Annotated in this window: 13 protein-coding genes and 1 pseudogene; 8 read left to right on the top strand and 6 right to left on the bottom strand. The window is 69.2% G+C overall.

Annotation, left to right across the window (positions count from 1 at the left end; translation table 11 throughout):
- The first annotated feature begins 16 nt into the window (after positions 1 to 16).
- Positions 17 to 2,431, top strand: coding sequence for a glycoside hydrolase family 3 N-terminal domain-containing protein (locus MXD61_RS26330; protein ID WP_248816108.1), 2,415 nt, complete (start codon positions 17 to 19; stop codon positions 2,429 to 2,431).
- Between the two features lie 273 nt (positions 2,432 to 2,704).
- Entirely contained in the window at positions 2,705 to 3,871 is a 1,167-nt protein-coding gene (locus tag MXD61_RS26335) for an ABC transporter substrate-binding protein (protein ID WP_248816109.1), read from the top strand.
- Positions 3,872 to 3,885: 14 nt separating this feature from the next.
- On the opposite strand, the gene MXD61_RS26340 is transcribed toward MXD61_RS26335, so the two are convergent.
- From MXD61_RS26340 to MXD61_RS26345, 3 genes are all read right to left on the bottom strand, one after another.
- Complete coding sequence (locus MXD61_RS26340) at positions 3,886 to 4,575, bottom strand: patatin-like phospholipase family protein (RefSeq protein WP_374629612.1); 690 nt, start codon at positions 4,573 to 4,575, stop codon at positions 3,886 to 3,888.
- On the bottom strand, positions 4,458 to 4,907 hold the full coding sequence (locus tag MXD61_RS29060) for a patatin-like phospholipase family protein (protein ID WP_374629602.1): 450 nt from the start codon (positions 4,905 to 4,907) through the stop codon (positions 4,458 to 4,460). The genes MXD61_RS26340 and MXD61_RS29060 overlap by 118 nt, the downstream gene beginning before the upstream one ends.
- Positions 4,908 to 5,110: 203 nt before the next feature.
- A complete protein-coding gene (locus MXD61_RS26345; RefSeq protein WP_248816111.1) occupies positions 5,111 to 5,587 on the bottom strand; it encodes a VOC family protein in 477 nt (158 codons plus the stop codon).
- 255 nt (positions 5,588 to 5,842) lie between these two features.
- On the opposite strand from MXD61_RS26345, the gene MXD61_RS26350 reads away from it, so the two are divergent.
- Together MXD61_RS26350 and MXD61_RS26355 are read left to right on the top strand one after the other, a co-directional pair.
- On the top strand, positions 5,843 to 8,326 hold the full coding sequence (locus MXD61_RS26350; protein WP_248816112.1) for a hypothetical protein: 2,484 nt from the start codon (positions 5,843 to 5,845) through the stop codon (positions 8,324 to 8,326).
- 86 nt (positions 8,327 to 8,412) lie between these two features.
- On the top strand, positions 8,413 to 9,093 hold the full coding sequence (locus MXD61_RS26355; protein ID WP_248816113.1) for an HAD family hydrolase: 681 nt from the start codon (positions 8,413 to 8,415) through the stop codon (positions 9,091 to 9,093).
- Positions 9,094 to 9,161: 68 nt separating this feature from the next.
- Here the strand turns inward: MXD61_RS26355 and MXD61_RS26360 are convergent.
- From MXD61_RS26360 to MXD61_RS26370, 3 genes and pseudogenes are all read right to left on the bottom strand, one after another.
- Positions 9,162 to 9,653: pseudogene (locus MXD61_RS26360) on the bottom strand (NAD-dependent epimerase/dehydratase family protein); the annotation flags it as partial.
- 60 nt (positions 9,654 to 9,713) lie between these two features.
- Entirely contained in the window at positions 9,714 to 10,214 is a 501-nt protein-coding gene (locus MXD61_RS26365) for a hemerythrin domain-containing protein (RefSeq protein WP_248816114.1), read from the bottom strand.
- Positions 10,215 to 10,273: 59 nt separating this feature from the next.
- Positions 10,274 to 10,732 (bottom strand): SRPBCC family protein, encoded by a 459-nt coding sequence (locus MXD61_RS26370; protein ID WP_248816115.1) that lies wholly within the window; start codon positions 10,730 to 10,732, stop codon positions 10,274 to 10,276.
- An 821-nt stretch (positions 10,733 to 11,553) separates the two neighbouring features.
- On the opposite strand from MXD61_RS26370, the gene MXD61_RS26375 reads away from it, so the two are divergent.
- The 4 genes from MXD61_RS26375 (at position 11,554) to MXD61_RS26390 (ending at position 14,824) form a co-directional block, all read left to right on the top strand.
- Complete coding sequence (locus tag MXD61_RS26375; protein ID WP_248816116.1) at positions 11,554 to 11,997, top strand: DUF4333 domain-containing protein; 444 nt, start codon at positions 11,554 to 11,556, stop codon at positions 11,995 to 11,997.
- Between the two features lie 100 nt (positions 11,998 to 12,097).
- Positions 12,098 to 13,228: a VCBS repeat-containing protein gene (locus tag MXD61_RS26380; protein ID WP_248816117.1), complete on the top strand. Its 1,131-nt coding sequence runs from the start codon at positions 12,098 to 12,100 to the stop codon at positions 13,226 to 13,228.
- Between the two features lie 18 nt (positions 13,229 to 13,246).
- Positions 13,247 to 13,540 carry a nickel-binding protein gene (locus MXD61_RS26385; RefSeq protein ID WP_248816118.1) on the top strand — a complete coding sequence of 98 codons (294 nt, stop codon included), beginning with the start codon at positions 13,247 to 13,249 and terminating at the stop codon, positions 13,538 to 13,540.
- A gap of 600 nt (positions 13,541 to 14,140) precedes the next feature.
- A complete protein-coding gene (locus MXD61_RS26390) occupies positions 14,141 to 14,824 on the top strand; it encodes a hypothetical protein (protein ID WP_248816119.1) in 684 nt (227 codons plus the stop codon).
- The last annotated feature ends 20 nt before the right edge of the window (positions 14,825 to 14,844 follow it).

Below are 14,844 nucleotides of genomic sequence, written 5' to 3' on the forward strand. Positions count from 1 at the left end.
TCCCAGGGAGAATGCCATGACCGTCGCCACCGACCATCTGGATCCGACCAGGACTCCTCAGGAGCGGGCCCGTTTACTCCTGGCGCGGATGACCGTCGCGGAGAAGTCCCGACAGTTGACATGTCTGATGCCGATGCTGCTGCTGCGCGAGGGGCATCTGCTCGAGGACGCCGCGACGACGATGCTGACCACCGGTATCGGAGCCGTGGTGTCCCTGCATACCGAGGATCCCTCTCGCGTCGTGACGGGGGTCAACGAGATCCAGCGGTTCCTGGTCGAGCGCACCCGGCTGGGCATCCCGACCCTGTTCCAGGTGGAGGCGCTCAACGGTGTCGTGACGCCGCGGCATCCGGTCTTTCCGACGCCGATCGGGCTGGCCGCGACGTGGAGTCCCGAGCTCGTCCGCCAGATGACCGACATCCTTCGTAAGCAGATGATCAGACTGGGTCTGCGGCACGCGCTGTCGCCGGTCCTCGACATCGCCTTCGACCCCAGATGGGGGCGGGTACACGAGACCTACGGCGAGGACCCGCTGCTGGCCGCGACGTTCGGAGTCGCGTTCGTCCGGGGAATCCAGAGTGACGACCTGTCGCAGGGCGTCGTGGCCACCGCCAAGCACTTCCTCGGCTTCGGGTTGGGTCAGGGCGGGCTGAACGCCTCCTCCTATGAGGCGGGTAGCCGGTTCACCCGGGACGTGGTCGCCTTCCCGATCGAGGCCGCGATCAACTCCGCCGGACTGCGGTCGGTGATGACCTCCTACGGCGACGTGGACGGCGTTCCCGCCGGGGTGTCCCGTGAGCTGTTGCACGATCTGCTGCGCGAACAGATGGGCTTCGACGGCTTCGTCGTCGCCGACTACATGGCACTGCAGCACGCCCTGGACCGCCAGCGGGTCGCCACCGACAAGGCCGAGATCGCCCGGTACGCGCTGCACGCCGGCCTGGACCTCGAGGCGCCGTTCGTCTTCGCCTACGGCGAGACGCTGGCGGAGGAGGTCGAGGCCGGTCGCGTCCCGATGGCGGAGCTGGACGCCGCCGTGCTGCGCCTGCTGACGGTCAAGTTCGAGCTGGGTCTGTTCGAACAGCCGTACGCGCCCGAAGGCCCGGTGGAGATCACCCCGACCACGGCCGAGGGCGTCGACCTGGCTCTCGAACTGGCCGAACGCAGCGTGATCCTGCTCGAGAACAACGGCATCCTGCCGTTGCGACCGGGGCTGAAGGTCGCCGTCGTCGGGCCGCTGGGGCACGAGGCCCGCCAGCAGTTCGCCACCTACAGCTACCCGGTCGGCCGGGACATGTACCGGTTCATGGAGGCGGGGGGCCTCGGGAACCTGGCGGGCATGGACTTCTTCCGCGCCGACCCCGAAGGCGAACAGACCCGCGACCTGGATTCCGAGGCCTACATTCGGTTCCGTTACGGGACCCGGTCGCTGGCCGAGGAGATCGCCGACCTCGCCACGGAGGTCGTCGTGGAGCCCGGGTGCGGGCTGACCGAGCACCTCGACGGTGAGGCACTCGCCCGAGCGGTCGACGCCGCCCGCAACGCCGATGTCGTCGTCCTGGCGCTGGGCGGCCACAGTGCCGCGATCGGTGGCGGCACCGAGGGCGAGGGCACCGACACGGCCGACATCGAACTGCCGGCGGTCCAACGCGAGCTGGCCGCCGCCGTGGCCGCGGCCGGTACGCCCCACGTGACCGTTCTGATCCAGGGCCGGCCCTACCCGCTGCCCGCGGCCGTGCTCGAGTCCGCCGCGTTGATGGTGGCGACCTTCGCCGGCCAGACGGGCCCGCGGGCGCTCGCCCGGGTGCTGTTCGGCGAGGTCAATCCCGGCGGAAAGCTGCCCTACACCGTCCCTCGGCATGGTGGGCAGTTCCCGATCTATCACTACCAGCGGGCGGACAGCGGGTATCGCCGACCGGCCGTCATCCGGGGCCTGCACTACCGTGACCTGTCGGCCACCCCGCAGTACCCCTTCGGATTCGGCCGCAGCTACACCAGCTTCGACCTGTCCGACCTCGAGACCACGTCGGAGATCGGCACCGACGGTACCGCGACGGTGACACTGACCGTGACCAACGTCGGCGAACGGACCGGCGCGGAGGTCGTGCAGCTCTACGCCCGCGTCAACGCGGCGGTGGTCACCCGACCCGCGCAGCAGCTCGCCGGCTTCGCCCGGGTCGAACTTGACCCGGGCGAAGCCGCTCGGGTGACCTTCCAGCTCTCGGCCGACCAGTTCGCCTTCAGCGGCCTCGACCATCGGATCGCGGTCGAGGCCGCCAGGGTTGACCTGTTCGTCGGCGCGTCCTCCGACGACCGGCGACACGAAGCGTCGCTGCGGATTGTCGGAGATCGGCGCGTTCTCACACCCGAGAAGCGCACCTTCCTGCCGACGGTGGACGTCACACGGCTCGGGACGAGCCAGGGCTCGTAGCCCCGTCGATCGACCCCACCGAGGCGGCGGGCGAGGTCGTAACACGGTATCGACAGCCGCCCGCGATGGTCACCGCGATCCCACGGAGCCGGAACGGCACCATCACCGGGCCGATCGAGGAACGGCTGTTCCCGGAGCTCCACATCATGACCGTGCTGTGCGCCAAAATAGAGGATCGAAGCCCGGAAGGGTCCTGCCGTGAAAGCTCGCCCGCTGTCGGCCTTATCCGCCGTGCTGTTATTCCTGGCCCCGTTGGCGGGCTGCCACAACGGTATGGCCAGCTCAGCCTCGTCCTGCAACACCCCCGGGGTGTCGAGGAACGAGGTCCGGATCGGTCTCGTCTATCCGGACAGCGGAGCACTTGCCAGAACCTTCCAGCCGGTGCGCTCGGGACTGAACGCCAGGCTGGGTGTCGTGAACGAATCTGGCGGCGTGCACGGCCGCCAGATTCACTACACCTGGTCGGATGACCGGGGTCGGGCGGACACCAACGCGGTGGTCAGCCGGGGCCTCGTGGAGAAGGACCATGCCTTCGCCGTCATCGAGGCGACCGCCGCATCCTCCGGTGGAGCCGGCTATCTCGCCACGGAAAACGTCCCGGTGGTCGGTATCGGAATGGATGCCGCCTGGTCTCGCTACCGGAACATGTTCACCTACGCCCTTCCCAGCAGCGCCACACCCTCGGCGGAAGTCGTGACCACCCTCGGTGCGTACGCGCGAGAACAGGGCGGTTCCCGTGCCCTGGTCGTCGGCGATCCCGCCGGCCTCGATGTCACGGACGACCTCGCCGAACAGATGCGCGCCAGCCTTGTTTCGGTCGGCATTCCAACGCTCTCCGCGAATGCCGACGAGCCACCCACCAACAGTCAGATCGGAGAGATCATTCGCCTGATTCGCACCGAACGGGTGGACACTCTGGCCAGCACCCTGACGACCGACACCTTCGCACGCATCGTTGCCGAGGTCCGGCAGGCCGGGGTGCCACTGAAGGTCATCCTCAGTGGCAGTCAGCCTCCCGGTGACAACCTGCTCCGCGAATACGGTCCGCTGCTGGCCGGCCTGACCACGTATCTCATTATCTCGCCGGGTTCGGCGTCGCTGGGTGCCGCCGCCTACCGGGCCGCCACAGCCCGCTTCGCTCCTGAACTGGAGGACAGCCTCAGCGTTCTCGCCGAGACCGGGTATCTCCTGGGTGACATGTTCATTCGCGGTCTCGAATCCGCCGGCCCCTGCCCCACCCGGCAGAGCTTCATCACCGGCCTGCGCGCCGTGAAGAACTACACGGCCGGTGGTCTCATCCCGACCGTCGACTTCGAGAGGGACTTCGGCAAGGCACCTGTCTGCTACCCGTTCACCGCGGTCAACGCCACCGGCACGGGCCTGGTCCTCGCCTCTCCCAACTTCTGCGGAGAACGCATCACCCCTGGCAGCGCCCACTGACGTGACCGGGAGCCCTACCGGAGGAGGTCGCGGTCACGGAACGTGGCGGCCGCCATACCGGCGAGATCGCCGGTCTTCGGCGAGACAAGAAGAAAACGGATACGCCGGTACCGCTTTCCGTTCGGAGAGATCGCCTGACCGCCGGCGGCCTGGACGCAACGGTTGACGCGCCGTAGATTCCGAATGTCCTCGATCATCGCATCGCCGAGCACCGAGTTCAGCGACTGCGCACCTGTGCTCAGGACATCCGGCGGACGAGCAGCGGGCATCGTGGACGGCGAGGGATATTCCGTCGCATGGCTGGAGACTATCATCACCTCGGTCGCTCCGAGATCCAGCGCCGGTTTGATGGGCGTGTTCAGCCGGACCCCACCGTCGATGTAGAACCCCGCCGCCCCGCTGGTGTCTCTCCGCTCCGGAGGAAAGAGCACGGGAATCGCGGAAGAAGCGACGACATGCTGGTAGGTGAGCGGTGTCGGTATGTAGTCCAGAGCACCATCCGCGGCCATCGGCGGCGTGGGAGCGTTGCTGTGGACGAGAACCCGACTGCGCCCTCCGGTCCCGTCCTGCTGGCACAGCGTCGCGACTACCGCGACAGCCTCGGGATATCCGTTCCGCACGTTCCTGACCACCTGGTCAGGGCGGTAGAGCTTCTGCGCGGTCCTGTGCAGCGGGCCCGTGTCCAGCAGGCCGGTGACGGAGATTCTGCGGGACCGGAACGACCGGCCACCCTCCGGGCATGACCAAGGGGAGAAAGTACACTACCGAACACCTGCCGAGAATCGAGCTCTGCCCACGCCTCGGTCAGTGACGCGTCGATTTCAGCAGGTTTTTCCAGATGGGCGCTCTGGGCGAGCAGCGCGGCGTTGACAGCCCCCGAGCTCGTACCCACGATCACTACTCGATCGTATTTCTTGATTTCCGGCGCGAGGCACGCGAGCGCACCCGCGGCGTACGCGCCACGGGCGGCGGCTCCCGCGATCACGATGCCAGGTACCGTTTCGCCGGTTCGGCCAGATCTCGCTGCTTTCGGCATGTCTTCACTGCTCCGGACCTGGTCGCCTGACGGTATCTGCGATGCCCCGCGAAACTAGAACACGGCACCGAGGAAAGCCACGACGCGGGCGTCACCGTTTCATCGGTGACGCCCGCGTTCATCCGGCCCCGCCCCTGGACGGTTTCTCGTGGTTCCAGGGGCGGGCGCGGCCAGGGCCGAGAGTGGCGTTCGCCGCTGTCAGATCACTGCGCGGTGCCGGTGCCGGTGTCCGGTGTCGAGGCCGCGAGCTGCTCGGGGCCCTGCTGGGCCGCGGCCGGGTCCATCCACATGACCTGCCAGCCGTGGCCGTCGAGGTCGAAGAAGCTGCGCGAGCACATGAAACCGTGGTCCTCCAGCCCGTCGGCCTCGACGCCACCCGCGTCCAGTGCGGCCTGCGCGACCGTGTCGACCTCCTCGCGGGAGGACACGCTGAAGCAGTAGAGGGCCAGCGTGTGCGTGGTGGGGTCGGCGATCGGCAGTTTCGCGAACTCGGCGAACTTCTCGCGGGTGAGCAGCATGACGCTGGCCTGTTCGCCGACGAGCATGCAGGCGGCGGTGTCGTCGGTGAAGCCCGGGTGGAAGCCGAAGCCGAGCGCGGCGAAGAACGCCTTGCTGCGGGGGAGGTCGGTGACGGGGAGGTTCACGAACAGGGTGCGGGCGGGGTGCGCGGGGATGGTCACGGCGGGGCCTCCGGATCGGCGGGACGACGGCTACACCCTGATAGACACCGCGGGCCGGCGGAACTCATCGGTGGAGCACGGAACTCATCGGTGGAGCACGGTGGCGGACCAGCCGGACGCTTGGCAGACGTCGAACGAACCACGACGATGTGCGCACTCACGCCCGACACGCCCAGCCTGCCGACGCACCATCGGTGGCGCGGAGCGGCGACCTGCCACATTCGGTCGCAGTGCTTCAGCGACGAGGGCGGCGCGATGATCAGACGGACCGGGGTTGTCCTGAGCCTGTCGCTGGTGGCCTCCATCGCCACGGCGACGGCCGCCACCACGGCGGCCGCGGCACCGATCGGCGCGGTGCCCGACCGGAGGCCTCTCGCGGTCGAGGTGGTGACCGCCCGGGACATCGCGCCGGCGGACGGGGCGCTCGACACGGGAGCGGCCTCGATCAACGACCTGGGCCAGGTGGTCGGCTGGAGCGGCACCGACGATCAGTTCTCCGGAACCGGTTTTCGCTGGGACGGTGCCACCGGGCCCACCGTCACCGCCACCGGTCCGCTCGTCGACATCGCCGACAACGGCAGTGTGCTCGTCCGTGGGACCGTGGGCGGGCTCCGGGAATCCGCCGTGCTCCGCCCGGACGGCGCCTACGGGCTCAGGTTCGAACCCCACGGCCAGAGCGAAAGTGGCTGGGTGGTGGGCTACCAGCGTGAAGGGGACGACACCGGCCCGGTCCTGAGCTGGCAGAACACCGTGACCAGGGCACTCGCCGACGTCCCGGGCCGTGGCACCGCGAACGCGGTCAACGATGCCGGTCTCGTTGTCGGCTCATACCAGCCCACCGTCACGAGCATCCCCCGCCCCTCCCTGTGGACGGCGACCGGTGACCGCCTCGACCTGCCCACCTTCGGCGGTCAGCGCGGGGTGGCGGTCGACGTCAACACCGCCGGGGTGATCGTCGGCAGCGCCGAGGACGCCGCCGGCGTGCGCCACGCGGCCCTGTGGCACGACGGCCAGCCGGTCGATCTCGGGCTGTTCGGTGGCACCAGCAGCGAGGCGATCGAGGTGAACGACGCCGGCCAGGTGCTGGGCAGCGTCCTGTACGCCGATGGACGGCGACGCGGCTTCCGCTGGCAGAACGGCGCCGGTGTGCCCGTCGGCCCCACCGGCGGCCTGGACAACCTGGTCACCGACCTGAACGAGCAGGGGCAGGTCGTCGGCACACATGTCGCCGCGGACGGTTCTCGACAGGGTTTTCGCTGGGACGACTCTCGACTCGTCGAGCTTGCGTTCCCGCCCGGCGCGGCCGGTGGTGAGGCGGTCGCCCTGAACGACCGTGGGCAGGTCGTCGGTCGCACGATCACGGCGCAGCGGACCAGCCGTGCCGCGCTGTGGACCATCCCGGACACGCCCCCACCGCCGCTACCGCCGGCGCCCTGCCCACCGTCCGACAAGGACGTCGACTTCCCGCTGCCGCCGATCACCCTGCCCGACATCACCCTGCCCGACCTCACCGGGCCCGAGATCACGCTGCCCGAGATCACGCTGCCGGGGATCGACCGACCGGAGGTGACGTTGTCCGAGGGGACGGTTCCCGGGGTGGCCACCCGGCTCTGGAGCAGATGTGGTCTCGCCGCGGCCTCGGCCGTGGTTCGGCCCGGCGCCGCCGTCCAGCAGGCGGCGGTCGTGCTGCGGCCGGCCGATATCGGGCCCGTCCTCGGACCTGTTCCCAGCCTCGCCACGGCGATGAACGACCACGGCGAGGCGGTCGGGTGGCGCACGTCGAGCCAGCCGTTCGCGACCGGCGACGGGTTCGCCTGGACCCCGCGGACCGGGCCGGTGGTGTTCGGCGCCACGGTCACCAAAGGATTTGTCAACAACGCCGGCCAGATAGCCGGGCGGACCTCCCTCGACGTGGCGACCACCTGGATTCGTCAGGACGGGGTCGTGTTCGTAGCGGCCATCACCCCGGTCGCGCAGAACGAGCGGGGGCAGGTTCTCGGTGTCGCGCAGCCCTTCGACAATCTCGTCTACCTGTGGGAGAACGGCACCCTCCGGTTGATCGCCGGTGATCAGTCCGGTTTCGCGCTCCGCGTCGTCCCGATCGGCCTGAACGACGTCGGCCAGGTGATCGGGACGGCCTTCTTCGAGGAAGGGCGACCCCATGGCGCGCTCGGTGGCAACGGGACCTGGGTTGACCTCGGCACGCTCGGCGGTCCCACGAGTAACACCCGTGACATCAACGAGCGCGGCTCCATCGTCGGTGGCGCCGACATCCCCGACGGAACCCGCCACGCCTACCTCCGCCGGGATGGTCAGCTGATCGACCTGGGCACGTTCGGTGGGGTCAGCAGCGAGGCCGTCCGGGTCAACGATCGCGACGAGGTTCTCGTCGAGGCGGTGTTCGCGGACGGGAGCAGGCGCGGTTTCCTCTGGCAGGCCGGTACGGTGACACCGGTCGGACCGCCGGCGGGCAGCGGACCGTCCGAGCCGGGCGTACCCCCCGCGCAGGACCGGATGATCGATCTGAACGACAGCGGGCAGGTCCTCGGAATCCGTGTCGACCCGGACGGGACCGGGCACGGATTCGTCTGGTCGACAGGGGCGTCCTATCTCCTTGCGACCTTCGGCGGGGCGGGGAACGACCCCGTCGATCTGACGGACAACGGCCAGGTCGTCGGCTCCGCGGCCCGTTTCGACGACACCGACAGACCCGCGCTCTGGACCATCCCACGACCCTGAAGGCTGTGCCGGTCACGCTCTCGGGGGGTGAACCCCGTAGCATCCACTCGCACGATGACGTCGAGCGCTCCGGTGACCAACCCCTGATGGTCCGGGCGGTCAGCTTCGACGTCGACGACACGCTCATCGACTACTCCGTGTCGATTCCGCGGAGCCTGCGCGGACTGTTCGGTGCCGATGCCGATCCCGACGTCTGGCTGACGTTGATGGACGCGCTGCACCCGCTCTACCTGGACGGCACACTCAGCCATACGGCCTACCTGCGCACCCGCATGGCGGCGATGCTGGCCACGCTGGGTCGCCCGGTACCGGATGACGCCGCGCTCGACCGGATGGAACAGCAGCGCATCACCCTCGCCGAAACGGGGCTGCGGCTGTACCCGGATGTGCTGCCGTGCCTGACGACGTTGCGCGCCCAGGGCATGCCGCTGGCCCTGCTGTCCAACACCGACGGCCGGCTCCAACGGCGAAGACTGCGGGTCGTGGGCCTGACCGGGCTGTTCGACGTCATCGCGCTGTCCGGGGAGATCGGTGTCGCGAAACCGAACCCGGCCGCGTTCGAACACGTGAGCGCGTCCCTGGGGCTGACCACCGCCGATGTCGTGCACGTCGGCGACAACCCGGCCGCCGACGCCCAGGGCGCCCTCGCCGCGGGCAACCCGATGGCCCTGCTCATCGACCGCACCGGCCGCCACCCGACACCGGCCGGCGTGACCCGCATCATGGACCTGCGTGAAGTACCCGACCTGCTGCGAGGAGTCCGATAGGGCACTCGGTGTCCGGAGAGCACGATGCCCGGCCGCAGGCGTACCACCCGGCAGGCCGGGAAGGTCAGCTCGAAGTCGTCGAGCGCACGCTCCACCTCCACCTTGTGCGCGCTGTAGGTGGACGTCGGGATTCCGGTCGTCGGCCAGTCCTCGGCGCGCGCGAGGCCGCCCTTCGAACCGTGGACGTCCACCGGCGCGACCACGTAGGCGCCGACCGAGGAGGCGTGGACGAGCGCGGGCACGGCCGCGGCCCGGACCGCCTCGAGGACGCGGGCGGTGCCGTCCACGTTCGTCGCCCGCATCAGCTCCGGGTTGCGGCTCGGCTGGATCAGCCAGGCCACGTGGACCACCGCCGAGCAGCCTCGGAAGGCCTCGGTCAGCGGTTCGGCGGCGTCCGGATCGGCGATGTCGATCGAGGTCCAGCGCACGCGCGCGTCGACCGGATCGGTGGGCAGCCGGCGTGCGATGCCGACCACCTCCTCGACGGACGGATCCGCCAGCAGGGTGTGGACAAGGGCGTAACCGATGTTCCCGGTGGCTCCGACGATCGCGACACGCATGCCGCGGGCCTTCCCGGCCTGCCCCGGTTGACTCCCGCCGGCGGATGCCGGACGCGTCGGCTACCTGAGGACGGCGTCGATGCTCTTCTTCAGTGCGCTGGGCTGCGCCGGGCTGTGCGGAGCCTTCTCCCTGGCCTCCAGCAGACGTTCCCCGATCTCGGCGAGCTGCCTGCGGCCGAGCCGCTCCCGCACCTTGGGAAACCAGTCCTCTTCCTCCTCCTCGATGTGGTGTGACACGTTCTCGATCAGCACGGTCGTCTTGGCGGTGAAACGTTCCGCGTCGGGTGCGAGGACGGCGAGTTCGACGGCGAGCAGGTCGGCCACGTGATGTTCCTCGTACGACTCCAGGATCTCGTCCGTCAGGTCGGGCAGCAGGCCCCGTACCTCCGGGTACATGACCTCGTTTTCGAGGTAGGTGTGCACGGTGAGCAGTTCGATGATTTTCTCGCGGGCCTTGCCTTTCGCGGAGAAGGCCCTGTCCCCGGCGTCCTGGAACTGCTTGAAGGCAGCTTTTATCTCCTTGTGGTCGACTTTCAGGAGCACGATCGCATCCGTCGACATCTGATCTCCTTCACCATTGCACCCGATGGAATGCTCGTTTCGGCGGAGATCCGGCAGGGTCAGGGTCGGTCGACCTGGCCGCGCCAGGCTCCGGTCTCGCCGCCACGGTCCTCGATGAACGCCTTGAACCGTTTGAGATCGGCCTTGACCCGCCGGTCGTCCACGCCGGCGACCGAGCCGACCTTCTCCACGATGCCCTCGGGCTGCCAGTCCAGCTGGACCGTCACCCGGGTCTCCTGGTCGTTCAGCCGGTGAAAGGTCACCACGCCGGCATGGGTGGGACCGTTGGTGCTCTTCCAGGCGACGCGTGCGTCCGGCAGCTGCTCGGTGATGGCCGCGTCGAACTCACGGTCCTGACCGCCCACCCTGACATGCCAGTGGGTGTGGGTGTCGTCAATCTGCCGAATGGACTCCACCCCGTCCATGAAATGCGGGAAGGACTCGAACTGGGTCCACTGGTTGTAAGCAGTGCGAATCGGAACCGCGACGTCGACTGACTCAGCGACTGTGGTGGTCATCGGATCTTTCCTCCTTCGCCGGTGGGACCACCACTGACTCCCCGCTGTGCCCTCGACAACACCAGCCGTCGCCCCTCGATCCGATTCCTGTGGGCGGCTGCGGCGGACCGGTGACCGGACATTCGTGGACTGTTCCCAGAAAGAATCAGTGCCGCCGGCGCGCGGCCGGGCGCGGACCCGGGTCGCGGGTGAGGTCGAGCCGGTCGGGTACCTGTTCGGAGGCGCGCATGTGGACTCCTTCGGGTGGACCTCGGCGGTGCGAACCTCGGCTGGCGCCGTCCCGATGGACGCGGCGAAGGCCGCCTACCCCTGTGCCGGCCTCGAAACCGGGCGACGGGGGTGGCCGTCCGGCCTCGGGTCCGCTGATCCGCTTGGCCGGGAGGACGACGAGCTCCCCGGGCGCCGATCGACAGGCCGTCGACGCGCCCTTCGGTGTGCCAGAACCCGAGACGATGGTGTTCCCGGTTACGTCACCGACCTGCCCGGTGCGTTCACAGCGAGTGTTCGATGCCATCTGACCTGGGCCGTTACTTGTTTCCGCCCGGGTGCTCGTGTGTAGATTCGCCTGCGGCCGGTCCATGTCACCGGCTTTGTCCGGTGTCGATGCTCCGGTCCCGGACGGTCCTTGACCGTGTGGTTCGGAGAGGCACCATCCGGGTGTGCCCGGCCTTGGGGGATGGGGGAAGGTCATGCGGTTCACGATCGCTGCGAGTGTTTCCGGACGTGCGGTCCGCGCCAGCTCGGACGGATCGGTGTCGGATGGCCGGCGACGGCGTTCGGCCGGGCCGGCACGGCACTGTGGCGCGACGATGGTCGCGGCGGTGGCACTCGTCGCGCTCGGGTTCGGAACGTCCGGCTGCTCGGATTCGGACGGCGACACCGCGGCTCCGTCCACGAACAGGTCCGCACCCGAGGTACCGGCGACGATCACCGCCACGGCGACGATCGCGGCGGACGTGACGCCGACGCCGAGCGCCACACCGCAGCCTGCGGCGCCGAGCGTCACGCCGGAGCCGACCGTCTCGGACGGCCCGATCACGGTGGCCAAGGCGGACATCGAGGCCGCCCTGGCCAGAGACCTGCAGGCGCAGACCGGGGAGCGGTTCTCGGTCCAGTGCCCCGGCGACCTGCTGGCGGTGGCCGGTACCAAAACGGTCTGCACAACGGTCGTGCCCACCGGCGAGGTGTACAACGTCACGATGACGGTGACCTCGGTCGCCGGCGGACGGCTCAACTACTCCATGGAGGCCAGCCCGGCCAACTGACGCCGCGGGGAACACCGGCGCGCCGGACCGGGCTCCCCACTCCCCCGAACGCGGGTGTCGCTGCCGCCCTCCCCGGTATCGCCGGGTCACCATGAGGCCCGTGCCACGACCCCCGCGTCCGATCCTGGTGGCGGCCCTGCCGTTGCCCGCGATCATCGCCATGGCCACCCTGGCCCAGGCCGCCACACCGCCCGGGCCGACCGACTACCTCACCGGCCCCGGTCCGGTCGCCCTCGTCATCGACGACCTGACCGGGGACGACCACGCCGATCTGGCCGTCGCCAACACCGGTAACAACACGCTGTCGGTGCTGCTGGGCAACGGGGACGGCACCTTCCGACCCCCGCTCACCTATCCCACCGGATCCGGTCCGGCCGGGGTACGGGCCGCGGATGTCGACGGGGACGGCCACCCGGACCTCGCCGTGACGAACCGGTACGACAACACGGTCATGGTGCTGCTGGGCCACGGTGACGGAACCTTCCGGCCCCCGGTGCCGTACCTCACCGGAAGCGGGCCGGGCGGTCTGCGGGCCGTGGATGTCAGCGGGGACGGCATCGTCGACCTGGCCACCGCCAACAGCTTCGACGGCACGATCTCGGTGCTGCTGGGCAACGGCGACGGCACCTTCCAGCCGCCGCTGTCGTATCCCAGCGGGCCGAGCCCGTCCTCACTGGGCGCGGAGGACTTCACCGGGGACGGCGTCGCCGACCTGGCCGTCGCCAACACCGGTAACGGCACGATCTCGGTGTTCCTGAGCGACGGCGACGGCAGACTACGCGGGCCGCAGGTCTACCTCACCGGCCCCGGCCCGTCCGGGGTGACGGCGGGCAAGGAGGACGGCGACGACACCTTCGACCTGATCGTCGGCAACGCCGGAAACGCCACGGTGTCGGTCCTGCTGGGCAACGGGGACGGCACCTTCCAGCCGCCGCGCACCTCCTTCTCCGGCCCGGGAGCCTCCGGTGTGGAGACCGGCGAGCTCAACGGCGACGGAGATCGCGACGTGGTCGTCACCAACCAGGGAAACGAGACCGTGTCCATCCTGCTCGGCGACGGCAGCGGCGGGCTCGGGCCGCCGAAGGTCTACCCCGTGGGTCCGGGCCCCTCCTCGGTGAAGACCGGCGACTTCCGGGGCGACGGGGACGATCGCGACGATGTGGCCGTCGCGAACAGCCGCGGCAGCACGGTGACGGTCCTGCTCAACAGCAGCGGCGACTGCCGCCCCTGAGCAGGGGACGCCATCGCGATGAGCACACCCGCATTTGTCCGAGCAGGCGGCACTCTCCGAACCGGCGGCGACGAAGGCCGGCGGGAGACTCTGCGCTGGGTGTTCTCGTTCCTGAGCGCGGACCAGCGAAAGTCGTACTGCCTGTTCGAGGCGCCGACCGCCGAGGTCGTCCGGGCCGCGGCGAGAAAGTCGGGGCGGCCCGAGGCCGTGGTGGTCGAGGTCGACCGGATCGACCGGGTGCTCGCGCAGACGCTGCCCGTCGGTGAGCGGCCGCCGCCCACACCCGGAGCCGGTATCACGCCGCGCACGTAGGGGCCCGCCCATCGGCCTGCTCGCTCGGCCCCTCGACGCGGACGATGCGCCACTGCGGCTGGCCGGTCCCGCGGCGGGACGGCTGACGTTCGACGCGGACCCGTTCTCCTGCGCCGGCTGAGCGGTCCGGGCCGACCGTCGCGAACCATGTGTCCTCTACGCACCGTTGCACCCGCCGTCCGTGGGGGCACCGGCCACCGGCGGGCGATCCTGGCCGACCCGGTCGGTCCGGCCGGGTCGGCGTTCGCTGCCTTCGCAGCTCACGGGCATGGCGGCGCAGGCCTGCGCCCGAGCTGGCGCGGCGCGGTCACCGAGGACCAGGCCGGCCATCCGACAGGTATCGGGATAACTGTGCGTGAATTTCCGCAAACAGTCCCCATTCGGGGTAGGGGATCCCTAATCTGTTGCCTACGGGTTTTCATCGAACGCTTCTGGGTGTGGAGTCCACGTCCATACCGGATCTCTCTGCGTGCAACAGGAACTTTCACCGCTCCGCCGGCGCCTGCGCACAGGTACCGGCACGGGCGGTGTATGTGGCATGCGTCATGCGGAACGCGCTTCGGCCTCGCGAGGACGGAACCGGGGAGGGTACACGTCTTGGTGGCATCCACCTACAACCTTCTGATGCCCGAAAAACGCGTCGGCCATCCGTACCAGGAGTCCGGGACCGGCCCGGTGGACGGCACCAACGTCAATCTCACCTACCATCATGTCGTCCCCTACAGCACCCTGCGAAAGTTCTGGGCCAAGGCCGCCGGCGCCAACATGCTCCGCAGAAGTACGTTCTTTGAGAAACTGCGTCCCGGCCTCACGAAAAGGTTCTACGTCGACCTGACAAAGGCCTCCGGCAGCCAGTTCAAGGACAGTGAGATCGGGCAGGTCGACACACTGGCAGGCAGGTTCTACTCCGGCGACGCTGTTCACACCTCGGATGAGGCGGCGACCTACCGGCGACCGGAGGGCTGGGACAACTTCCTGATCGTCTACACCTGGCTCCCGGGAAACCTGTTCCTGGGACCCACCAGCCGCTCCGATGATCCCGGGGACAAATTCGAGGAAGTCGCCCGCCCCATCTTCGCGAAATACGGAGACGCACGCTTCGACGAGCTTCGCAGTCTCGACGCGGCGATCCGCACCTATCTGGACTCGGCGGACGGAACCTCCTCCGGCCCGGCCTTCAAACTCCTGGCGAACGTGGCCAGGCACCCACGCCTCGTCCCGTTCAACGGGACGGAATGGAAACTGAACGACGAGGGCGTGGCCTACGTGAAAAAAGTCCGGTGAGAGTCGACGTGCCGCGACCG

This window comes from Frankia sp. AgPm24 (assembly GCF_023243055.1).
GTDB lineage: Bacteria > Actinomycetota > Actinomycetes > Frankiales > Frankiaceae > Frankia > Frankia umida.